Source organism: Niallia yueguangensis (genome assembly GCF_052663115.1).
Genome location: NZ_JBQTCX010000013.1, coordinates 32,305 through 56,403 on the forward strand (window position 1 = coordinate 32,305; position 24,099 = coordinate 56,403).

A 24,099-nucleotide genomic window follows, 5' to 3' on the forward strand; every position below is an offset into this window, starting at 1 on the left:
CAATATTTCACTATTTATTTTTGGACAGACGTAGTGACATCATTTGATTTAAATTTAGGAAATCCGCCTTTCCAAAATTTCACGATTTTAATTCCTGCTACAATAGCATTCCCTAGACGGAATTGAAACATACACTTAAATAATGTTTCTGATTGCCTTAGTTGAAATTGCGGATTAATCGTTATTTTCGGTATATTCTTCATTTTCATATGGTGACTTAATATACCTATTATCGCCCCTTTAACCCCCCATAACGCTCCAGCAATTGTTCCTGTCTGGGCAGCATCACCTAATCCTACAATTGTATGCCACTCGATATTTTTTACGGTGACTTTAGAAAAAAAATATCTCATAATTCGATTAAAATTTGTTACATGCTGCAAAAGTTCTTTAGTATTAGAGAGGATGTTTAATAAATCTTCCGCTGAAAATTGTTTTATTTTCTTATTATCTTCTGAATCATTTATTTCTGTTTCTTCTTTCACTACCATAGTAGGAGAATTATTATCTATTTTAATTAAAGGTATTTTCTTTTTATATTTTATAAGTCCAAATAATACTCTGATTTCAATCGATAAATCATCATTATCTTTTGCATGATAGTATTGTACATTTACTGTTAGTTTCATTAAAAATAGTAAAATAAGCAGGAACAAAATAATGCCAACAATATTTAAGATTTCCATCCACTTCACACCTTTCAGCAATCTATTATCGGTATTTTCTCCAAAAAATAAACCTGGATTTTACAAGTTTTAGGAAATAAAAAATGAGGCCTTCATTAGTCGAATTACCGACTATCGAAAACCTCATTTTATAAATCATATTATGATGATTTTACTTAACATGAACAACTGCTGTATCGGCAAATAAATCATGCAAGCCTTGTTTTTTTGGCAAAAATGCTACTAATACGTAAAGAATAAAAATACTTGCAGAAATAAAACGACCAATCCATTCTCGGAAAAGAACCGTATCCCACGACAAGTGCTCCTTCTTTAACGGTATTACTTTTAATCCAAATATCATTTTTCCTAATGTTTGCTTCAAAAATTTTGTCATGAGGACAAAATATAAATAAAAGACAACCGCTGTTGAAATATTTACAGTTGAAAAAATTCCACCTTCATGCAACGGAATATCCATCCAGCGAAAAATTGGGTAAATAAGAATTCGATTGAGACTCCCGATAATAAGCAAATCTGCTAAATATGCCCAAAACCTCATCCAAAATCCTGCATATTGAAATTCGTTTACTTGTGCAATTGCATCCATTTTATTTAACGAAACGGATTCATCCTGTTCGTTCATTGCTGAAACGATGTTTTCTCGTTGTTCATTTTGTTCTTCAAGATCAGAATAATTACTCATGTTCTCCCCTCCTATTCTGCATATAAGTACATAAGACGAGGCGAATTTGTATTTGTAACAAGTTTTAACATGTTAGCTATGTCTTTATCCTCACCCATTAATTTTAATTTGTTGGCACTCATTCCTAGAATGGAAGCAAACCCAGTATTATCTGTATAACTTACAACTGTAGGATTTTTTAACTTATAATCTTTTTTCATTTGCTCTACTACATCGTCAAAATAACCAAAATCGTCAATTAAATTTAGTTCTTTCGCTTGGCTTCCATCGTAAATTCTTCCATCAGCAATTTTTTTCACGTCCACTTGTGACATTCCTCTTCCATCAGCAATTACTTTTACAAAGCCTTCATACGAATTATTAATCATTGTTTGCAGAATATCTTTTTCTTCTTTTGTCATGTCTCTTGAAGGACTCATAATGTCTTTATAAGGACCACTTTTAATCGTTACAAAATCGACACCATATTTTTCTGCAAGTCCTTTATAATTTACGCCATGCATAATAACACCTAGTGAACCCGTTAATGTTTCAGGACTTGCAAAAATTTTGTCAGCTCCTGCCGATATATAATAGCCGCCAGAAGCAGCCATTGATCCCATCGAAATATAGACTGGTTTTTTTGCTTCTTTTTGAATTTCTGAAATTTTATCATGTATTTCTGCACTTTCCACTACTCCGCCGCCAGGAGAATTTACTTTAATAATAAGTCCTTTTACATCATTATCTTCTTTTATGTGGTTTAATTTTTCCATAAAGGCTTGATGATTATAACCCGGTGAAGATAAAAGCGATGCCGGATCCCCTCCTGTATCCTGAATCGTTCCATTCACATCCAATACAGCAATTTTCTCCATATCATTTCCATCTTTAATAATATCCTCAGCAAATGCATTATTTTTTTCATTTAGAATGCCTTCAAATGCACTTTCCCAATCTGTCGTCATAGCAGTTGATACTGCGCTTGTTATAGCCGAAAAAATAAAAATAGCCGCAGCAATCCCTAAAGCTGCCCATCTTTTTCCATTCATGTAAAAATTCCCTCCTAAATTAACTTCATCAGTATATACGGTCCTTTTATTAAAATGTTTCAAAAATAGGGAATTTTATTATTAAAATCGTGTTTTTTTACAAAAATAATCCTGCAAGCACACCTTTTAGCTGCTATAAGGCATTATCAATGCTGAAAATTGGATTTTTTATTAGGCTCTTTTCGTATAGATTGTTGTTATGTAACCCGCAGCCTGAATACACTTCGCTTTCCGCGGGCGATTGCCGAGCCTCCTCGTCGCTATGCTCCTGTGGGGTCTCGGCTTTCTCGCTTTTCCCGCAGGAGTCTACGTGTATTCAGGCTGCTCAGTACTTCCACAATGTTTATTATTTTATTCAAAAACAACAAACTTTTAGAAAACAGCCTTTTATTATAAATAAAAAAGAAGCATAGAAATAAAAAAATGCTCCTTTTATCTACCAACAACTTCTTGTTTTTTCTGCTTGGTGAATAGTAGACTTAATTTTGTTTTTGACAACGAATAAATAGCCAGAGCTGTCCATATAAACAGAAATGCGATTAAATGGGTAGATGTAAACGCTTCATGAAAAAGAAATACCCCTAATAGCAAAGTTAAAGTGGGTGTAATATACTGAATAAACCCTAACATAGAAAGAGGAATTCTTTGGGCTCCTTTTGCAAAAAAGAGCAATGGAATAGCCGTTAACACTCCCGTCATCATTAATAATACATCCATACTAGTAGAAACCGTTACCAGTGCATGGTCTCCTTTTATAAATAAGTAAATCATATATCCAAGCGCAAATGGTGTTATAAACATTGTTTCAATCGTTAAACCAATCTCTGAATCTAAAAAAAGCAATTTTTTCGTCAGCCCATATAAACCAAAAGTAATAGCTAATGATAAAGCAATCCATGGAAACGTACCATGTGAAATTGTTAAGATCAGGACACCGACTGCTGCTAACGCAAAGGAAAGATATTGAGCTTTTGTAAGCTTTTCTTTTAGTACGATCATACCTAATAGCACACTAACTAATGGATTAATATAATAGCCAAGACTTGTTTCAATCACTCTGTTTGCATTTACTGCCCAAATATAAATAAACCAATTGCCACTGACTAGGACAGACGCTATAAATAAATAGAATGCCTGTTTTTTATTCGTTTTAAACGATTGCAAAGTAATGAAAACTTTTCTCCATTTTTTTGTTGCCAGTACAAGAATAATCATAAAAACAAAAGACCAAAGAATTCTGTTTGCTAATATTTCATCTGCACCTACTTCTTGCAAGTACTTCCAATAAACAGGGAATAATCCCCAAATCAAATAAGCTATCGCTGCAAAAACGGCACCTATTTTCACGTCATGTTTTGACATCCATATCGCTTCTTTCTATTATCGAAATATTCCCAATTATAATGCTAAAATATTATAAAAACAACAATTTTAAAACAAAAGACTGTTTTCTCAAAGTTTGTTGTTTTTTACGTTAAAAAAATAGGAAAAGAAGTACTCAGCAGACGGAATACACGTAGACTCAAGTGGGAATGCGAGAAAGACGAGACTTAAGCAGAGCGTATGCTCACGAGGAGGCTCGACGTTCGCCCGCGGAAAGCGAAGTGTATTCCGTCTGCGAGTTTAAAAGCAACATTCTATACGAAAACAGCCAAACAAAAAAAGATTAGATACTATACATCACTAACCTTTTTTGTTTTTATTTTTACTGGATGGAGCCACACTCATACATAACCTTTCCGCCAATCACTGTTTTTGTTACTTTTAGTTTTTCTATTTCTGTTTTTTCTATTTCAAAAATATCCCGATCTAAAACAGTAAAATCTGCGGCGTTGCCTTTTTTAATGACTCCTCGTTCTGTTTCACGGCAAATGGCATAGGCACTTCCTTTCGTATATAAACAAACTGCTTCATAAACAGATAGCGCCTCTTCCATCTGATAACCTTTCTTGCTAACATCAAATTTATTTGTTCTAGTTACTGCAGCTTGTATCCCTAATAGTGGACTTGCTGACTCAATTGGCGCATCTGAACCACCAGCACAATGCACCCCTTCTTCTAATAATGTTTTCCATGCATAACAATATTTCATATTATCTTTTCCAAGTCGATCGATTACCCATGGAAAATCAGATGTGACAAAACATGGCTGAATATCTAATATAACAGGTAATTTTTTCACCCGTTCCAACAAGTCTTCCCGAAGCATCGTTGCATGGATTAAACGATCTCTCCCAAACCCTTGTAACGGGTGTTTTTCCATTGCATTTAACACCATTTCAAATGCAGCATCGCCAATTGCATGTACGGCAACAGGAATTTCTTTTTCCCGTGCAGATTTTACTAGGTTATTTAGCTGCTCTTGTGTAAAAATACATACGCCTCTTGTTGTTGGATCATCATGATAAGGTTTGCTTAAAAATGCTGTTCTGCCGCCAAATGCACCATCTGCAAATATCTTCATTGCTCCTAGCTCTACCCATTCTCCACCGCTTAAATATTTCCCATTTGCTTGTACCATGTCGGAAAACACTTCATGGTGCACCAATAAATGCGTACGAAAGAAATTGCCATCTTCTTCTATAACTTTTTTAAACGTACGATAAGTTCCTTCGTATCCATGATAATAATATAAATCTTCTGTATGAGCACCTGTCAACCCTAATCGGTAGGCAGCTTTGATTGCTGTTTTTAATGCTTTTTCGACATATTCATCGGTTGCTTTTGGCAAATGCTTTTTAATAAGCTCTTGTGCTTGATCTTTTAATATCCCATTTAATACACCATCTTCGTCGCGTTCTATCACTCCTCCAAACGGTACTTGTGTTTGTTCTGTTACCTCTGCTAGCTGTAATGCTTTAGAATTCACGGCAATAGCATGTTTACATATTCTATGAAGGAGGACAGGATGGTGCGGAACAATTGCATCTAATTCCTTTTTTGTAAATGGAGATTTCCCCTCCCATAAATTCTCATTCCAACCATCTCCAATGACCCATTCCCCATATGGAATTTTTTCAGCAAAACGAGCAACTTTCTGAAGCGCCGCCTCTTGAGAAGTACATTCAGAAAGATCTAATCGCAGCAGCTTTTCCCCGTAGCCGATAAGATGCATATGACTATCAACAAAACCAGGAAGCAAAGTGTCGACATGTAAATCAATTGTATTATCTATACGAGGTTGATACTTTTCCTCTAATAATGCTTTTTTACCATAATCTACAATAGAGGAACCTTCTATGTAAATTGCTTCTACTTTATGCCCTTCCTCCTGTAATGTATATATATTTCCTCCAAATATTAATGTTCCCATGATACTCCTCCTGAAGAAAGCTGTTCGAAATAAATAAGCAGATATGTATATATTAACGATACAATCTGCTTATTCCTTCTATTTTTTATATAAATTAAACTTCGTACTGTTTTTTTCTTTCGTTGTCTCTTAATTCTACACGACGTGTTTTACCAGAAGTCGTTTTCGGCAACTCTTCAATAAATTCTATTTTTCTAGGGTACTTATAAGGTGCTGTTAACTTCTTAACATGCGTCTGCAGTTGTTTTATTAATTCATCTGTTCCTTCTAGCCCGTCTCTTAATACGACAAATGCTTTTACAACATTCCCTCTGATTGGATCTGGACTTGCAACAACTGCACATTCTTTAACAGCAGCATGCTTTACAAGCGCATCTTCTACTTCAAATGGACCAATGGTATAGCCAGAGCTAATGATAATATCATCACTGCGTCCTTCAAACCAAAAATATCCATCCTCATCCTTTTTTGCTCTATCGCCAGTAATATAATAATCGCCTCTATATTGTTTTTGTGTCCTTTCTGGCTCTTTAAAATATTCTTTAAATAACGCAGGTGTTGATTTATGTACAGCTATATCGCCAATTTCTCCAACCGCACAAGTTTCTCCATCTTCATTAATAATTTCCACTAGATTTCCTGGCGTAGGTTTCCCCATTGAACCTGGACGTAGTTCTATCCCTTTTGTAATTCCTAGTAATAGCGTGTTTTCTGTTTGTCCATATCCATCACGAACATCTAAATGAAAATAATGTTTAAATACATCGATTACTTCTCTATTTAACGGTTCTCCTGCTGAAACTGCACTTTTTAAATTCGTTAACTGGAAAGATCCAATCTCTTCCACTTTTGCCATCAAGCGATATTCAGTTGGTGTACAGCAAAGAACGTTCACTTTGTATTTTTCCAGCAAACTCAAATATTTAACAGGATTAAATCTGCCATGATATACGAATCCTGTTGCACCTGATCCTAACACAGATAAAAGAGGGCTCCATACCCATTTTTGCCATCCTGGACCTGCAGTTGCCCATACTAAATCTCCTTCTTCTATACATAGCCAGTATGGTGCAGCTGTCCGCAGGTGAGCATATGCCCAACCATGTGTATGTACAACCCCTTTTGGATTACCAGTCGTACCAGATGTATACGATATAAATGCCGTATCTGATTTTTTCGTCTCACAAAGTGCTAATTCATCAGAAGCTTCTTTTGCTTTTTTGTCTAAATGGTCCCATCCTTCCACTGGATTCCCTAAGACAAAACGTTTAATAGACTGAATTTCATCTATAGCAGCGAGTTCCTCTATAAATGGATAGTAACTAATAACTGCTTTTACATCCCCGTGGTTTATGCGATATTGCAGATCTTTTGCACGGAGCATTTCCGAACTTGGAAGGATGATTAATCCTAATTTAAGGGCTGCTATATATACTTGATATGCTTCTACTAATCGCGGAACGATTACTAATACGACATCCCCTTTTTGTAATCCAGCTTCTTTTAAAACATTACCCATTTGGTTAGCAAGTTTTAACAGATTGGAATACGTTACTTCTTTCGTCTGACCTTCTTCGTTTTCCCATTTTAACGCTACTCTATCTGCATTTTGGGCAAACTTTTCTATCTCCGAAACAAAATTATAATATTCCGGAGCTAGTAATTCTTCTCGACACATTTCTTCTCCCCCTAATAAATAGGTTATAAAAAATCACTTTAGTCATTATACTATTTCTAGAAAATTTTTGAAATAATTATATCACAATCAATCGAAGTCATTTAGGAGAAAGTGGTTGAAAAAGAAGTAGGAAGTAAATAGAATTGCTTCTATTTTAGGTTACTGTTCATAAAGACATGATAAAACATTTATAAAAGTTAGAAAGGAGCGAGGCATTATACCTCACTCCTTGTAGCCATCATATAAAATTATTTTGCATAACCACCAAGTTGTTGTTCAGCCATTTGAACTAAACGTTTAGTGATTTCCCCTCCAACGGAACCGTTAGCGCGAGAAGTTGTTTCAGCACCAAGACTTACTCCAAATTCAGTAGCGATTTCATATTTCATTTGATCTAACGCTTGAGAAACACCAGGTACTACTAATTGATTTGAACTGTTGTTAGCCATGTGTATCACCTCCTTGTGATAATAGAATGTGTAATACACATGACCTTCATTCGTCATTTCTGTTGGTAATTGTTCACAAAAAAACCACATGGTGGCTTGTCCCTCGACACCACCATAACACAGCCTTAAAATAATGAATTTATTTCTTCAGACTGATCTATCCTAACATTTCTTTTTAAAATAATTGTTTCGACTTTCTCTACTGCCTGCTGTATCATTGGCTCAAAATCAACAAAGCTTTCGTAGTATTGAACTTTTTCTTTTTTTGGCTTTGTTTTTGGTAAGGAAGGTACAAATACGGTACAACAATCTTCATACGGTCTAATCGAAATATCATGGGTCTCTATCTTTTGTGCTATGTCAATAATTTCTGACTTATCTACCGTAATAAGAGGTCTTAAAATAGGCGTATTTGTCACATCATTGATTGCATACATACTTTCAAGCGTTTGACTGGCAACTTGTCCTAAGCTTTCTCCTGTCACAATAGCAAGCGCTTCTTGTCTCTTGCGTATTTCATCTGTAATCCGAAGCATCAGCCTTCTTGTCGCGGTCATTGTATAATTTTCTGGAATTTGCTTATGAATTAATTGCTGAATTTCAGTAAATGGAACAATATGCAAAACAAAATGTCCGTTTATATTAGCTAATTTGCTGGAAAGATCGATTACCTTTTGTTTCGCCCTTTCACTTGTAAATGGCGGGCTGAAAAAATGTACTCCTTCCAGTTCTAAACCACGTTTCATCGATAAATATCCAGCTACAGGACTATCTAAACCACCAGAAAGCATAAGCATTGCTTTTCCGCTAGTGCCGGCCGGCAATCCTCCAGCACCTGCTATATTTTCACATGATAAATAGACAGCCTCACTTCTTACTTCTATTTGCACATTAATAGTTGGATTTTTCACATCCACTTTTAACCCTGGAATATTTTTTAACAAATGAGAACCAAATAAATAATTAATTTCCCCAGTATCTAATGAAAAAGATTTATCTGCTCTTCTTGCACTAATCTTAAATGTATTTCCTTCTTTATAAAGAGAGGAAACTAGTTGCAATGCCACCTCTTTAATTGTATCAATATCCCTTTCCAGTTTAATTGCTGGACTAAATGATTGAATCCCAAAAATATTTTTTAATACAGTTGTTATTTCCTCTGGATTTTCACCGTTTAAAATCACATACATTCTTTCTCTTTTGGCTTCTACTTTTGCAAGTGGAAATGAAATTAATGCTTTTTCAATTGTTTTTCTTAATTTATCTACAAATATTTTTCTATTTCTCCCTTTTGTAGAAAGTTCCCCATAACGAATAAGTATACGATCATACATCATTTATTTCATTACACCTCTTAACCATTTTATTGTTTCAACTATTACGTCCATTGTCTTTTTCATTTCTTCCATTGTATTGTCATAACATAAGCTAATTCGAAAAGAGCTTTCTGCCACATGCTGCGGAACTCCCATGCCAACCAACGTTTTGCTTACCGTATTATTTTTAGAAGAGCATGCACTTGTTGTGGAGATAAAAATATTTTGTTCTTCTAATGCATGGACGAACACTTCTGCTTTGATCCCTATTACAGAAAAATTAATGATGTGGGGGACACTGTTAAAAGGAGAGTGTATGACCACATCTTTGATTTCTTGTAATTGATTTCGTAAAAATCGATTGAGCTGTTTGAGTTTTTCTATTTTTTCCTGTTGGACTTGCAATTGCATTCTAAGTGCTTTCGCAGTAGCTACTGCCCCTGAGACATTTTCAGTACCACTGCGCAAATTTCCTTCTTGTCCTCCGCCTGCCAATAATGGCGCTAGTTTTATACCTTGGCGAATATATAAAGCTCCATTTCCTTTTAACCCATGAAATTTATGAGCCGAAATAGTATATAAATCAACATTTGTCTCTTTTATCGAAATGGGTGCTTTTCCTATACCTTGCACACCATCGACATGGTAAATAATTTTTCGATCGTAGCTTTTTAACATTTTCCCAATTTGCTGAATCGGTTGAATAGAACCAATTTCATTATTCACATGCATGATAGAAACGATAATGGTATCTTTTTGAATATGTTGTTTCACTTCTTCTACAGATACGACACCTTTTTCATCAACAGGAATATAGGTAACAGAAAATCCGTCTTTTTGCAGTTGCTCGAGGACTTTATGAACAGAATCATGCTCTATTGCTGTTGTAATAATATGTTTGCCTCTGCCTTTATAAAAATGAGCAGCTCCCTTTAAAGCAAAATTATTGCCTTCTGTACCACCTGATGTAAAAAATATTTCCTTGCTATTTACATGCAGCAGGTCAGCAATTTGCTTCCTTGCTTGAAAAAGGAGTTTTTCTGCTTGTCCTCCTAATGAATGCAAGGAAGAAGGATTGCCAAAATAATTAGCCGCAACAGTTGTATATGACTTTAACACTTCTGGAAATGGCTTAGTCGTCGCACTATTATCTAAATATATCATAAGCCTCACCTTTCCTGTATACTTGCCAACTTTAAATCCTATCATAGTAACTTGTATTTGAAAATATAAATACATTCTATCGTAATATTTTTGTTTTGTTTAAATCAACATTATCGTTTAACAAAGCCTTTCCATAAAAAACTTACACGGAGACTCATCCCCCGTTTCCACCATCTAACAAGGAAAAGGCAGACTCAAACCTAATAAAGGCGCCGCGAGCGAGAGAAACTCCCCTATACATTCGAATAAAAAACAAAATATTGAGCACAATACCGTGTTTATTTCGATCCCAATCACGCAGCTCCGACCCTTTTTCCATACAAAAAAAGAGAGAAGTTCTACTTACGTAGTATCTCCCCTCTTAACATTCCACAAACATTTGCTTTTTTCGTTCTTTAGCCGCCCTGCTTAGTTTCATAAACTATCCGAAGTATTCCCGCTCTTCACAAGGTTCATGACATAATGACAAGCACAGCAACCATTAATAAGCTTATCAAAAGTTACCAAAATGAGCTATGTATACACACTCTATATTCAACTATATTGGTTTTCTTTTTCTGTTTGCTCGAGAATCCATGCTTCTAAACGTTTTGTACTTCCCGGTTCCACCTCTTCAATTGTGGTTGCAGCCCGCTCAAAAGCTTCTTTATATTGAAATTGTCTAAATGCCGCTTCTGCTTCTGATAAATTTCTTTCCACTCTCGGGTATTTGCGCCGGTATCTATTACCATATTGAATTAGTTTCTCTGCTAATAAAACAGTTTCTACCAACTCATTTGTTGCATAAATAAAGGAAGAAACAGTACTTTCTGCCTGTTCTAGCAAGGTATGTACAGATGCTATATCCAATGGAGCTTCTTCTAAAACCGTTTTTACTTTTGTAATACTTTTTTTCGCATCATGTAATAAATGAGTATATTCATTTGTTACACCAGGCAAATTACTATTTGTTACCAATCTAATGGACTGTGTAATTTCTTTGTTTAAATCTTTAATTTTTTCACGGGCCGCCACTTCATCTTTTCTTAATGCATGCAGCTTCTCGAATAAAATTATTTGTTCGTCTGATATACTTTCCAACTGCTCTTTCAGTAGCTTTAACTCTTCACATAACACAGAATGTGCTGCAGTTTCATTTAGTAGCTTATGTTCTAAAACCTCATATTGTTTATATAAGTGTTTTACTCGTTTTTCAAGCTTGTATTGCAGCTCTAAATCTTCATTATGTAAATGATAGCTTCTTTGCAATAATCCAAGTTCCGATTGCAGTCGTTCATTTGCTTCATTTATATTGCCAAGAACTTCTTTTGCTGATGCTAAATTTTTATTCCAATAATTTTTTGCAAGTACTTCTTTTTCCAACAAGTCATATAATACTTCTATCTTTTCTTGTATATCAGCTATAGTAGACTGGAGTTTTTCTACTTGTCCATCACGTATATAATTATTACATGATTGCAAGTCTTTTTCTATTTCCTCTACTTCAATATCCAATTGAATATGCTCTAAAATAAATCCTTGTTCAAGCATTTCTTGATAGCCATCTTTTAGCTCATTAATTTGCTCTGGTAATTTTGTTTGACACTCTATTAATAACGGGGGAATATGCTCGATTAAAAACCCAATATGAGATACAATTTCGTCTGTCTTCAACACGATTTCTCTAGCTTCTAAATAATCTCCGTTATTTGTTTTCACTTCAAATTCGTTTAATAAAACGGAAGCATCTTTTAACATTGCTTCTAATTTTTTTTCTGTTTTACCAAAAGTATGTCTGTGTGCTAACAGTGCTTTTTTACTTTCCCGATATGCTTCTTGAAGTGTTTCCATCTCTGTTCGGTTTTTCTCTTCACTGCCAACAAGGTTATTTAATTCCTCTAACATAGATTCAATAGATTTTTCCATTTGTTCCATTTTTTGACGAACCTTACTTTGTTTCTGTTTTGCTTTTTTAAATTTATACTTATCAATAAACTCTTCTGTATCAAAAAGCATCTCTTCTACATCTGGTAATTGTACTGTAACGATGTCATCCCATTTCGCTCTCCAATTTTCAAACAATTCTTCTGTTTGTCCGATCATATTTAACTGTTTTACTTTAGAAAGCTCTTCTAGTACCGGCCGATTCATAATATCAATCTTCCAATTTTCTAAGTCATCAACCATCCTATAATATTTTCGTTTAATAAAATATCCAGACGCGAATAGGCATAAGATAATGACTACTCCTGCAATTATGTAATCCATTTGAAGCCCCCTGTTCTAACACCGACCCATTTTATTCTATATTAAATGTATGTAAAGTTGTTTTTATTTGTATTTATGATACCATGTAACCGACATTTTTTGACTATTAATTTAATTTTTTTTTTAAAAGAAATTCAGTGAATTTTGCAGCTTGAACAATAAACCAAAGAAGAAAAGCGGAAGCGCCTTGTTCAGCCCTGAAGAAAAATGTTCATTTTGCTCGTGAAAGTACTTTTTACTTCTAATAGCAAAGGGTTATTTTTCACAAGGGCTAGGCGCTGTTATCTAGGTATGGACCCAACCGCTTAAGTTATCCACAACGTTGTTTCGTTTATGTTTCCTGGTAAGAAATAAAAATAAATATATTAAATGTTTCTTAGTCATCTGTATAATAATTGATAATAACATTTTTTTAGATGGAAAGGATGAATCTTTTATGTTAAAAAAAGATGGCCATATCCATACATCCTTTTGTCCACATGGAACAAAAGATGCATTGGCTGATTATATTGAAAAAGCAATTTCATTAGGATTTAACGAAATATCTTTTACAGAACATGCTCCCTTGCCAAAAGGCTTTGTAGACACTACTCCTACTAAAGACAGCAGCATGTCACTTGAAGAGCTACCACATTATATATCCGAAGTAAATGCTGTTAAAGAAGTTTATAAAGAAAAAATAAAAGTCAATGTTGGTCTAGAGATTGATTATATCGAAGGCTTCGAAAAAGAAATCCGTGACTTTTTAACAATCTGGGGAGATAAGCTGGACGACAGTATTCTTAGTGTACATTTTCTAAAAAAAGATCATGCATATGATTGTGTCGATTACAGTCCAGATTTATTTGCCGAAATGATAAAAAACTATGGAAGTGTGGAATCGATCTATGATTGTTATTATAAAACAGTCGAAAAATCAATAAAAGCAGATTTAGGACCGTTTAAACCTAGTAGAATCGGTCATATAACACTCGTACATAAATTCCAAAAAAAATATCCGATTAATAAAGACTACCTTCACACAATCATTGCTTTATTAAATGAACTAAAAAAGCAGAATTTAGAACTGGATTATAATGGTGCAGGTGTAAATAAACCATTATGTGGAGAGCCATATCCTCCAAAATGGATTGTTCAAGAAGCAAAAAAGCTGCAAATTCCATTAATTTACGGATCTGATGCCCATCAAGTGAAAGATTTAGGACAAGGTTGGGATCAGACGTTAGGAAATTGATAACGATTTTGCATCTAAACAAATCACTTCATCAATCCATTTATTAATTTCTTCTAGAAACTTTTTTGTAAAATACGCTTCATGTAAAAAAACATGGAGTACTTCTGTTAAATAATACGTATGAAGAAATGGCATAGATAAAAGACTTTTCAGCTGCATAATACTGTAAGGAATTGTTTGCTTTTTAAATTCTTTTTGTTTTATGCCTTCTTCTAAAATTTTTGTCAAATAAAAACGTTCTTTCACATAATACGTAGACATGATTTCACGGACTACTTGTGAATCAATGGAAACTTCCCTTAATACAAACCTCGTTAAATGTGGATGCAAACATTGAAAATTAATAATTGCCTCCACTACTTTTTTTAACCTCTCTGTCGCACTAAATGAAACAGAAGAAATGCCATATTCTAATACTTCTAAATATTTTTCAAAATAGTTTGTAAAGCAATATTCTAATAAACCATGCTTCCCCTTAAAATAATAGGAAATATTCGCTACATTAACATTTGCATGCCCTGCAATATCTCTAATAGATGTCCCATCATATCCATTTTGATTAAACAACGTAATAGCAGACTCGATAATGACTTCTCTTGCATTTTTTTTCATATTTGCTCGCCTCTTTCCTCTTGCTAATAAATTAAAAATATGATTGAATAAATTAAATCTCTGAACGTCGAGAAAGTGTTTATTAGGCTGAATAAATTACATTAGTCCATTTTTATCCATTGTAGTTTTGAACTACTTCTTATACCTTTTTTCAACAAAGCTGTTTTCTAAAAGTTTGTTGTTTTTGAATAAAATAATAAACATGGCTGAAGCACTGAGCAGCCTGCATACACGTAGACTCCTGCGGGAAAAGCGAGAAAGACGAGACCCCACAGGAGTATAGCATTGATGCGGCTCGGCACTCGCCCGCGGAAAGCGAAGTGTATTCAGGCTGCGGGGTAGATAACAACAATCTATATGAAAAGAGCGTTCAACAAAAATGGACCTTACTATAAAATTCTTGCTAACTATCAGCATTCCTTTAAAAGAATCTCGACAAAGTCTTCGCTATTTCAGCGTTTTTTTGCAAAAATATGTATAGTTGATGAAGAAAGTTAGGTGTATTTCATGTTTAACGTCGAATCATATAACGGTAACCGTGAAGAAAAGTATCAATTAGTAGAAAAACAGTTAAAAGCTCTTCTTGAAGGAGAAAGTAATATCATTGCCAACCTTTCAAATGCAGCAGCATTGTTGAATCACTTTTTGGACCGAGTTAATTGGGTTGGGTTTTATTTAGTGGAAGATGGGGAACTAGTGCTTGGCCCTTTCCAAGGTTTGCCTGCATGTGTACGTATCTCCTTCGGCAGAGGTGTTTGCGGTACAGCAGCAGAAAAAAAAGAAACGATTCGTGTAGAAGATGTTCATCAATTCCCAGGACATATCGCTTGTGATGCAGCTTCCCAATCCGAAATAGTAGTACCATTGCTGAAAGAAGACGGAACATTACTTGGTGTACTTGATATCGATTCTCCCGAAAAAAACCGTTTCGATGAAATAGATCAAAAATATTTACAACTATTTGTAGATACTTTAATTAAGTTTTTATAAGAAAGGCGGAATCGCCTTGTTCAAACCTTGTGAAAATTTTTATTCTTATCTTTTAAGAAGGCTGTTTTCTCAAAGTTTGTTGTTTTTCACAAAAAAAACATTTGGAAAAGTGTTTCTTAGCAGCCTGCATACACGTAGACTCCTGTGGGAATGCGAGAAAGACGAGACCCCACAGGAGCGTATGGCGACGAGGAGGCTCGACGCTCGCCCACGGAAAGCGAAGTGTATTCAGGCTGCGAGTTAAAATGCAACAATCTATACAAAAACAGCCTATAAGAAAAACGAAATAAAAAACTAGCTCCAACAAAATGGAACTAGTTTTTCAGGCTCTATTCACTTACAAGATACGTATTTTGAATAACCACTCTATCTTTTCCAGATTCCTTCGCCACATAAAGCGCTTTGTCTGCTCGTTTAAAAATAGCTTTATAATTATCGTTCATTTCTTTATTCCAATAGGATACACCGCATGAAATCGTTACAGAAGGAGAAGAAGTTTCTCTTACTTTGGACACAAGTCTTTCCGCAATAATAATTCCGATAGAAAGCGGAACCTTTGGCAAATAGATGGCTAATTCTTCCCCTCCCCATCTTGCGCCAATATCTGTACCTCTTATATTTTCCAATATAATATTAGCTACTTGAATAATTATTTCATCTCCTACTTGATGGCCATATGTGTCATTCACCGCTTTAAAATTATCAATATCAATAAGGATAAAAGTTCCTTCTGTATCTTCTTGTAAAGAATGATGTATTTTTTCATCAAGAAAATTCCTGGAGAATAATTTCGTTAGATGATCTGTAACAACTAATTTTTCTAATTCTTCTCTTAACATGGAGTTGGTTAAGGCTAATGTAGAATGGTGTATTAATGATTGTAATAATTTAAATGTATCAAATGAAAAGTGATATGGTGCTGAATGCATCACAATAGAAAACCCTTTTAAAGTACCTGTTTGCATCATTGGCACAGCCATAATCGATTTATACTTTACATTTTCATGCCCCTCAATAAAAAAGTCACCCAAAAATAATGCATCTTTTTCCATTTTAATTTTTTCTTTAAAATACTGAATATAAGATTCCGCTTCATTTGAATGAAAAAAAGGAGTACTTCCATGCAATACTGTAATGGCATTCGATTCTGAAGAGAAAAGAATAAATCCTACTTCTTCCGCATCAAAACTAGAAGAAATTCGTGCAGACATATAAGTCATCATTTCTGTTAATCTTAAGTTAGAGTTTAAACGATGTGACGTCTCATTAATTAACTGTAAATCAAAAACTAACTTTTTGGATTGTTGATATAGTTGTGCATTTTCCAATGCACTTCCTGCTGTGTTCGCTAATAATGTAATAAACTCGACTTCACTTTTCGGAAAATTAAATGTATTTGGCGCAATAACTTGCAACACACCGTAAACTCCTTGTTTTCCTTTTAATGGGGCATATAAAATAGATCTTCTTTCTTCCATAGAGTTCTCAAATTGAATATCACCTGTTACATACGCTTGCATAGCTGCAATATTTTCACTATCATACTCTAAATCCTTTATCGGCAAATCTATATGACTGTTGTTATCATGTGATAATAACAAATAATACGTAAAGGTTGGATAAACTTCCTGCAATGTATAAATAATTTCACCAAGTACACCTTCTATTTTCATAGAAGAATGAAACTTTTGCGTTACGCGAAATAATTGTTTATATCGTTTTTCCTCCATAACAATTTTTATTAAGCTTTGCACTTTATTAAGAAAAAAACCGCTCTCTTGACATAATACTTCTAATAATGTATTACTAAATTCATTCTCTACTGATTCTTCTTTCGTTTTTATCACAAAAAAATGTTGAAATACGTCTTTGTTTTTTAATGGTAATAACAAATCATAACCAGCAAGCAATTTAATTGAATTCGGTTTCCGATGTACCGCTTGACTCGCTAACAAAAGGTTCATTTCCTTTGTATTCGGCAAAAGAGGATAATGATCAGAAGAAGCAGTTGTTGCTTCCACCATCCAGTAATCATTCCATTCTTTACAACTATATAAGGCAACTTCCTCTACATTTAATACACTTTTTATGATAGTTAACATTTCACTAAGCAATTGTTCATAGTTTAAATTGTGGCTTTCTGTATCGACAATATCGAAAAAGCGACTTTTTATTTTTAATATTATTTGGTGGCCAAGCATATCCATCTATTTATCACCTAATTCACCTTACTTTTTCAAACTATTTTTTATACATCGAATCTTCTCTTTTACAAAGAAGAAATGTCTTTCATTTTTTACTAAATGATACATAAATGACGAAAGCAATGTACCTCGCTTATTTATTACTAGCTTTAGTGGGATATTTTAAAAAATTCATGTTTTTATTATGTATGTATTATCTTTCTTCACTGTGAAGAATATGTTTTGAAAACATAGAGTGGAAATCAAGTTAACTTCGGGATTTTAGAAAAATGAAGATAAATGACATTTTACAGCACAAACGACAGAACCTATGAAATAAACATTCTCCTTATTCTATACACAAAAGGAATAATTAGGAAAAACCTCTTGTTATAGAGGCTCTTTAACACATATTATTTACGTCATTCCTTATAAAAATCTAAGGTCTAAAGTTAAATAGTACTTGAAGAGGATGTTCAAAAAATCCGGGACCATAGCTGCCGAATCACTTCGTTGTAGTCTTATTTAAGTACTCAACAAAGTACTTCCTACTATCCAGGCTACCGTAACTCGACCTTCCCTGCTCTAATTGTCCTCTGTTTTGAATACGCACTGAACTGTATCATGTAAGAAATTATTACTAAAATAGTTATAATAATAATTATAGCATATAGGATGAAATGCTTGGTAAAAAATAATTTTTTTCATGAAATCTAAATTTTTCATCATAAACGAATAATTAAGATGAATATATACTTGACTTTCTATTATAGAAAACCATATAATATTCTTTGTGTAAAATATTGCAGCATATGTTAAAAGCTTTTTGTTTCATTCTGTTCCTCAATTTTATTGATGGTGTATTGTGTAACCCTTGGCTGCTAGGGCGAAGGTACATGAAGACAAAATGAACATAAATGCTGTTGCATCTGTTTTTATTTTATACCAAATAAAAACATGAAGGAGGAGTCAATTATGGCTCGATATACAGGTCCAAGCTGGAAACTGTCCCGCCGTTTAGGCATTTCATTAAGTGGTACTGGTAAGGAGTTAGATAAACGCCCTTACGCACCAGGACAACATGGTCCAAACCAACGTAAAAAATTATCAGAATACGGTTTACAATTACAAGAAAAACAAAAATTACGTCATATGTATGGTGTAAATGAGCGCCAATTCCGTAATTTATTTGATATCGCTGGCAAAATGCCTGGTAAACATGGTGAAAACTTCATGGCACTTTTAGAAACTCGCCTTGATAACGTTGTTTACCGTTTAGGTTTAGCTCGCACTCGTCGTCAAGCACGTCAGCTTGTAAACCATGGCCATATTTTAGTAGATGGATCTCGTGTAGATATCCCATCATACCGTTTAAAAGCTGGTCAAACAATCACTTTACGTGAAAAATCAAGCAACCTTGCAGTTGTAAAAGAAGCAGTAGAAGTTAATAACTTTGTACCAGATTTCTTAACTTTTGATGCTGATAAATTAGAAGGTTCATTCACTCGTTTACCTGAGCGTTCTGAACTTCCTGCAGAAATTAACGAAGCGCTTATCGTTGAGTTCTACTCTCGTTAATAGATATTCTTTGTTAATTATCTTATTTAAAACCCTAGAAGCATCTAGGGTTTTATTTTTTTGCTTTAGCAATTTAGTTAGCATTATTAAGTTTTATCTCTTTGCAGCTTCAGCACCTACCCCTGTGAAAGATAACCTCATGTCTCTAAAAGTAAAAAACACTTTTTGAGACATGAGGTTATCTTTCACAGGGGCTGATTAAGGCGCTTCCGCTTTTCTCATTAAAACTTAATTAAAAAGTATTTTTTCTTGCCACGGCGAATTACCGTGAACTGTCCTTCAATGCGGTCTTCTTCTGATAGTGTATAATCTAGTTCTTGTTTACGCTCTCCGTTAATATAAACTGCTCCATTTGTAACATCTTCTCTAGCTTGACGCTTGGAAGAAACAATGCCTGCTGCTACAAGCAAATCGACTAAAACAGCTTCGCCTTCTTTATGCTCATATGTTGGCACATCTTTAAACCCCTGTTTAATTTCATCTGCTGTTAAGTTTTTAATATCACCGCTGAATAACGCTGCAGTAATTTTAAGGGCCTGCTCTAATGCCGCTTCCCCATGAATTAATTTTGTCATTTCTTCTGCCAATGTTTTTTGCGCTTTGCGTAAATGCGGCTCTTCTTTAACAGCAATTTCTAATTCTTCAATCTCTTCTTTTGATAAGAACGTAAAGAATTTTAAATATTTTACTACATCAGCATCTGCAGTGTTAATCCAAAATTGGTAAAACTCGTATGGTGTTGTTTTTTCTGGATCTAACCATACAGCACCACTTTCTGTTTTTCCGAATTTAGTTCCATCTGCTTTTGTTACAAGCGGAATCGTAAATCCGTATGCTTTTGCTCCTTCAGGCATTGTTTTTCTAATAAGCTCTAAACCAGTTGTAATGTTTCCCCATTGGTCGCTTCCGCCGATTTGCAGCTTACAATCATGATTTTCATATAAATGTAAGAAGTCAAGGCCTTGTAAAATTGTATAAGTAAATTCTGTAAAAGAAATTCCTGTTTCTAAACGGGATGAAATGGTATCTTTCGCCAACATATAGTTAATGCCGATATATTTTCCATAATCCCGTAAAAACGTAACAATATCCATGGATCCTGCCCAGTCATAGTTATTTACCATAACTGCCCCATTTTCTCCATCAAAATCAAAGATTCGTTCTAATTGGCTTTGCAGGCATTTTACGTTGTGCCCAATAATATCAAGTGTCTGCAGCTTGCGTTCTTCACTTTTTCCACTCGGGTCCCCAATCAAACCAGTAGCGCCGCCCACAAGCACAATCGGACGGTGTCCTGCATTTTGGAAACGTCTTAATGTTAAAAATGGCAAAAGATGTCCGATATGCATACTGTCAGCTGTTGGATCTACCCCACAGTACAACGATGTCATGCTTGTGTTTAGTTGTTCCTTTAAGCCTTCCTCATCTGTTTGTTGGTATACAATGCCTCTCCATTGCAAGTCCTCTAATAAGTTCATATTTTGTATCCTCCATTTATTTCAAAATAAAATTATTTATCATTCCTATATTAATTGTTATTTTTATTCGACTGGCCTTCCACAGGATGTAGTGACTTCCTCTTTAAACAGCAAAAAGCCCCTGCATAAATATGCAGGGACGCAATGAAGCGCGGTACCACCCTATTTGAGAAAAAGATTTTTCTCCACTTAAAAAAGATAACGGCATATCCCGTTCACTGATACTACTTGTATTTCCCAGTGAAAGCTCGAGGAGGTAATTCATCCTTTTATTTATGCCGTTTTTCACCACCCAACGGCTCTCTAAAAATAGGGATAAAAGAACTACTTATTCCTGTCAACACAATAACGAATCCATATATAGTTGAGTTATTTTTATCATAAAAACAAGATATATGTCAAATGCTTTCTCGAAAAAAATCGAATTGTCCTTCTCCTTTATGCTATAATGTATGTGATTTTAGGGGGAATGATACAAATGAATAAAAAGTGGGAGTGGAATAATTTTATAGAATTATTCTCAAACTTCTTTACCAATAAAAAAACGGTCAAAGGAGCACGTGTTACATATGAAGTGACTTGGAATATCGTTTTACTATTTATTATTGTTCTATTAGTAGGCGGAGGATTTGCCGCAGGAATTGGAGCAGGATATTTTGCCTCTTTAGTAAAAGATGAACCGATTCGCTCCTATAACACAATGAAAAAAGACATCTATAATTATGAAGAAACATCTGAACTATATTTTTCCAACAATGTATATTTAGGCAAATTGCCTACAGACTTGGAAAGAGAAGAAGTAAAAATAAAAGATGTTTCTCCCTATTTAATCGATGCGGTTGTATCCACAGAAGATCAATATTTTTATGAACATAATGGGGTCGTTCCGAAATCTATTATGCGTGCTTTATTTCAAGAAGTTGCGAATACCTCTAGTCAATCCGGCGGAAGTACATTAACACAGCAGCTTATTAAAAACCAAATACTTACAAATGAGGTTTCTTTTAAAAGAAAAGCAAAAGAAATTTTACTTGCTCTAAGACTGGAAAAATTTTTTGATAAAGAAGAAATTTTAGAAGCATACTTAAACGTATCTACTTTCGGAAGAAATTCATCTGGTCGCAATATTGCAGGTGTACAAGCTGCAGCAAACGGACTATTTGGCGTTGATGTAAAAAAACTAACATTGCCTCAAGCTGCCTTTATTGCCGGATTGCCACAAAGTCCCTTCGGATACACTCCTTTTACACAAGAAGGAAAAGTAAAAGAAAACTTGGACCCTGGCTTATCTAGAATGAAAACCGTTTTAAAAAGAATGTATGATCAAGATAAAATTTCAAAAAAAGAATACGAAAAAGCAGTAAACTATGATATTACGAAGGATTTTATTTCATCGAAAGAAAGTCCTGTGCAAAAATATCCATGGTTAACGTATGAAATTCAAAAAAGATCCATCGAAATCATTGCAGAAATGCTAGCAAAAAAAGATGGATACAAGAAAAAAGATTTAGAAAAAGATGATATTTTAAGAGAACAATATACTACTCTTGCTGATCGTCAAATTCACCAAAATGGGTATGACATTCATAGCACCATTAATAAAAAAATATATGATAACATGCAAAAGGTTGCAAAAAATTTCCCATACTATGGAACTGTTAAATTTTCAGAACCTGTTGAAACTGGTGCTGTTTTAATTGAAAATAAAACAGGTAAAATCATCAGCTTTGTAGGCGGACTGGATCACAAAAGAGAAGCAACGAACCATGCCACTAGTTCAAAGCGTCCAAATGGTTCTACAATGAAGCCACTGCTCGTTTATGCACCAGCAATTGAACTGGGGACATTATCTCCAGGATCTGTTTTACCTGATGTTCCGTTAAGTTTATTGCCTGGAAGCAGCAGACCATGGCCGTTAAACTATGACAAACAATATCATGGATTAGTTACAGCAAGATACGCATTAACAAAATCATTTAATGTTCCAGCAGTTAAAGCTTACACAGAGATATTGCCACAAAAACCGGCAAGATTTTTAGAAAAAATGGGCTTTACTTCTCTTGTAGAAGATGATTATTACAATCGATCTACAGCATTAGGAGCATTGAGAAAAGGTGTAACAGTCGAAGAAAATACGAATGCATATGGAACCTTGGCAAACAACGGTGATTTTATTGATGCTTATATGATTGACAAAATCGTCGATAAAAATGGAAAAGTTATTTATCAACATAAAGTGGATCCTGTTAAAGTGTTTAGTCCACAAACAGCTTACTTAACATTAGATATGATGAGAGATGTTATTAGTCAAGGTACTGCAACCTCTTTAAGAAATCGCCTAAAATTCCAATCGGATTGGGCTGGCAAAACTGGAACGGGACAAGATTATAATGACACTTGGTTCGTTGCTACAAATCCGAATGTTTCATTCGGCGTTTGGATGGGCTATGACACACCTAAATCCCTTGATTTAACTTATAAAGGCTTATCATATGGAATGAGAAATATTTATCTGTGGGCAGATTTAATGAACGCAGCATATGATGTAGATTCTAGTTTAGTAGATCCATCTAAGCGTTTCCAAATGCCTGGCGGAATCGTAAGAAGATCCATTTGCTCTGTATCTGGATTACTTCCTTCTGAAGGGTGTTCCAAAGCTGGACTTGTTACAACAGATCTATTTAAGTCAGGCAGTGCTCCAAATAAAACAGATGACAGTTTAGTTGCTGGAAAAATTGTTCAGATCGGCGACAAAAAATACATGGCATTAGATTCTACACCAAGTGAATTTGCGGAATCAGGTTTAATGCTGAATCCAGACTATATTGAAAAACTATTCGGAATCAATGTTTCTGACCCTAGCAATCTTGTTCAAAATAACCCAACATGGGATAAAGTTGCGATTCCAACAGACAAAATAAGTGATAATGGGAAAACACCAGATGCTTTAAAAATAGTTCAAAACAAGGATGGAGTATCCTGGTCCCAGCATAGTGAGAATGATATTGTCGGCTACAGGATTTACAAAGACGGTCAAAAAGTTGCTAGTATAAAAGCTGGTGAAACACTTGCATTTAAAGGTGGAAACGGCGCCTACACCGTTAATGCTGTAGATATTGCCGGCAGAGAATCTTCTTCTTCCAACGTAATTACAATCGGACAAGAAAAAGAAGCACCTAAAAAGGATGATAATGCTTCTAAACCAGAAGAAGAAAAAAATCAAAATCCAGCAAATGAAGACAAGAATAATGAAACAGTATCACCTGAGAATAGCCAAAATAATCAAGTAGAAAATAAACCAGAAGAGAATAAACCAGTAGAAAATAAACCAGTAGAGAATCAGCAACCGTTAGATCAAAATCAAGGTGTGAACAATAACAATGGGGATACACCTTCTCCATAAACAATTTTACTTAAACAGCTCGACAATGCCTACAAGCATGTTTTATGCTTGA

17 protein-coding genes and 1 other annotated feature are annotated in these 24,099 nt (G+C 34.5%); of the genes, 4 read left to right on the top strand and 13 right to left on the bottom strand.

All coding sequences use genetic code 11. The annotated features are described in order from the left end of the window. Window positions 1–14 precede the first annotated feature (14 nt). The 10 genes from ACTYA4_RS13290 to ezrA all read right to left on the bottom strand — a co-directional run bounded on the left by ACTYA4_RS13290 (window position 15) and on the right by ezrA (window position 12,569). Window positions 15–686 carry a DUF2953 domain-containing protein gene (locus ACTYA4_RS13290; RefSeq protein ID WP_443482334.1) on the bottom strand — a complete coding sequence of 224 codons (672 nt, stop codon included), beginning with the start codon at window positions 684–686 and terminating at the stop codon, window positions 15–17. Between the two features lie 151 nt (window positions 687–837). Further along, window positions 838–1,371, bottom strand: a complete 534-nt coding sequence (locus ACTYA4_RS13295) for an RDD family protein (RefSeq protein WP_443482333.1) — start codon at window positions 1,369–1,371, stop codon at window positions 838–840. A gap of 11 nt (window positions 1,372–1,382) precedes the next feature. Beyond that, entirely contained in the window at window positions 1,383–2,402 is a 1,020-nt protein-coding gene (gene sppA, locus ACTYA4_RS13300; protein ID WP_443482332.1) for a signal peptide peptidase SppA, read from the bottom strand. 432 nt (window positions 2,403–2,834) lie between these two features. Then, the gene (rarD, locus tag ACTYA4_RS13305) at window positions 2,835–3,764 is read right to left on the bottom strand and encodes an EamA family transporter RarD (protein WP_443482331.1); all 930 of its coding nucleotides are present in this window, start codon (window positions 3,762–3,764) and stop codon (window positions 2,835–2,837) included. 343 nt (window positions 3,765–4,107) lie between these two features. After that, complete coding sequence (locus ACTYA4_RS13310; RefSeq protein WP_443482330.1) at window positions 4,108–5,715, bottom strand: amidohydrolase; 1,608 nt, start codon at window positions 5,713–5,715, stop codon at window positions 4,108–4,110. A 94-nt stretch (window positions 5,716–5,809) separates the two neighbouring features. Then, on the bottom strand, window positions 5,810–7,393 hold the full coding sequence (mbcS, locus tag ACTYA4_RS13315; RefSeq protein WP_443482329.1) for an acyl-CoA synthetase MbcS: 1,584 nt from the start codon (window positions 7,391–7,393) through the stop codon (window positions 5,810–5,812). A 248-nt stretch (window positions 7,394–7,641) separates the two neighbouring features. Next, the gene (locus ACTYA4_RS13320; protein WP_443482328.1) at window positions 7,642–7,842 is read right to left on the bottom strand and encodes an alpha/beta-type small acid-soluble spore protein; all 201 of its coding nucleotides are present in this window, start codon (window positions 7,840–7,842) and stop codon (window positions 7,642–7,644) included. A 125-nt stretch (window positions 7,843–7,967) separates the two neighbouring features. Further along, window positions 7,968–9,179 (bottom strand): tRNA uracil 4-sulfurtransferase ThiI, encoded by a 1,212-nt coding sequence (thiI, locus tag ACTYA4_RS13325; protein ID WP_443482327.1) that lies wholly within the window; start codon window positions 9,177–9,179, stop codon window positions 7,968–7,970. Further along, on the bottom strand, window positions 9,180–10,322 hold the full coding sequence (locus ACTYA4_RS13330) for a cysteine desulfurase family protein (protein WP_443482326.1): 1,143 nt from the start codon (window positions 10,320–10,322) through the stop codon (window positions 9,180–9,182). 534 nt (window positions 10,323–10,856) lie between these two features. Beyond that, window positions 10,857–12,569 carry a septation ring formation regulator EzrA gene (gene ezrA, locus ACTYA4_RS13335; RefSeq protein ID WP_445505685.1) on the bottom strand — a complete coding sequence of 571 codons (1,713 nt, stop codon included), beginning with the start codon at window positions 12,567–12,569 and terminating at the stop codon, window positions 10,857–10,859. Between the two features lie 436 nt (window positions 12,570–13,005). On the opposite strand from ezrA, the gene hisJ reads away from it, so the two are divergent. After that, complete coding sequence (gene hisJ / locus ACTYA4_RS13340) at window positions 13,006–13,803, top strand: histidinol-phosphatase HisJ (RefSeq protein WP_443482324.1); 798 nt, start codon at window positions 13,006–13,008, stop codon at window positions 13,801–13,803. Here hisJ and refZ read toward each other — a convergent pair. Continuing rightward, the gene (refZ, locus tag ACTYA4_RS13345; RefSeq protein ID WP_443482323.1) at window positions 13,792–14,415 is read right to left on the bottom strand and encodes a forespore capture DNA-binding protein RefZ; all 624 of its coding nucleotides are present in this window, start codon (window positions 14,413–14,415) and stop codon (window positions 13,792–13,794) included. The two genes, hisJ and refZ, sit on opposite strands and share 12 nt — an antisense overlap. Before the next feature lie 507 nt (window positions 14,416–14,922). Between refZ and msrC the strand changes: the two genes are divergently transcribed. Then, window positions 14,923–15,405 (top strand): free L-methionine (R)-S-oxide reductase MsrC, encoded by a 483-nt coding sequence (gene msrC / locus ACTYA4_RS13350; protein WP_443482322.1) that lies wholly within the window; start codon window positions 14,923–14,925, stop codon window positions 15,403–15,405. Window positions 15,406–15,734: 329 nt separating this feature from the next. Here the strand turns inward: msrC and ACTYA4_RS13355 are convergent, their stop codons facing one another. Next, window positions 15,735–17,612 carry a sensor domain-containing diguanylate cyclase gene (locus ACTYA4_RS13355; protein WP_443482321.1) on the bottom strand — a complete coding sequence of 626 codons (1,878 nt, stop codon included), beginning with the start codon at window positions 17,610–17,612 and terminating at the stop codon, window positions 15,735–15,737. A 951-nt stretch (window positions 17,613–18,563) separates the two neighbouring features. Here ACTYA4_RS13355 and rpsD point away from each other — a divergent pair. Further along, entirely contained in the window at window positions 18,564–19,166 is a 603-nt protein-coding gene (rpsD, locus tag ACTYA4_RS13360; protein ID WP_443482320.1) for a 30S ribosomal protein S4, read from the top strand. Window positions 19,167–19,387: 221 nt separating this feature from the next. Here rpsD and tyrS read toward each other — a convergent pair whose 3' ends face one another. Beyond that, window positions 19,388–20,644, bottom strand: coding sequence for a tyrosine--tRNA ligase (tyrS, locus tag ACTYA4_RS13365; protein ID WP_443482319.1), 1,257 nt, complete (start codon window positions 20,642–20,644; stop codon window positions 19,388–19,390). Window positions 20,645–20,776: 132 nt separating this feature from the next. After that, window positions 20,777–20,994, bottom strand: a binding site (T-box leader). A gap of 128 nt (window positions 20,995–21,122) precedes the next feature. On the opposite strand from tyrS, the gene ACTYA4_RS13370 reads away from it, so the two are divergent. Next, on the top strand, window positions 21,123–24,047 hold the full coding sequence (locus tag ACTYA4_RS13370) for a transglycosylase domain-containing protein (RefSeq protein ID WP_443482318.1): 2,925 nt from the start codon (window positions 21,123–21,125) through the stop codon (window positions 24,045–24,047). The last annotated feature ends 52 nt before the right edge of the window (window positions 24,048–24,099 follow it).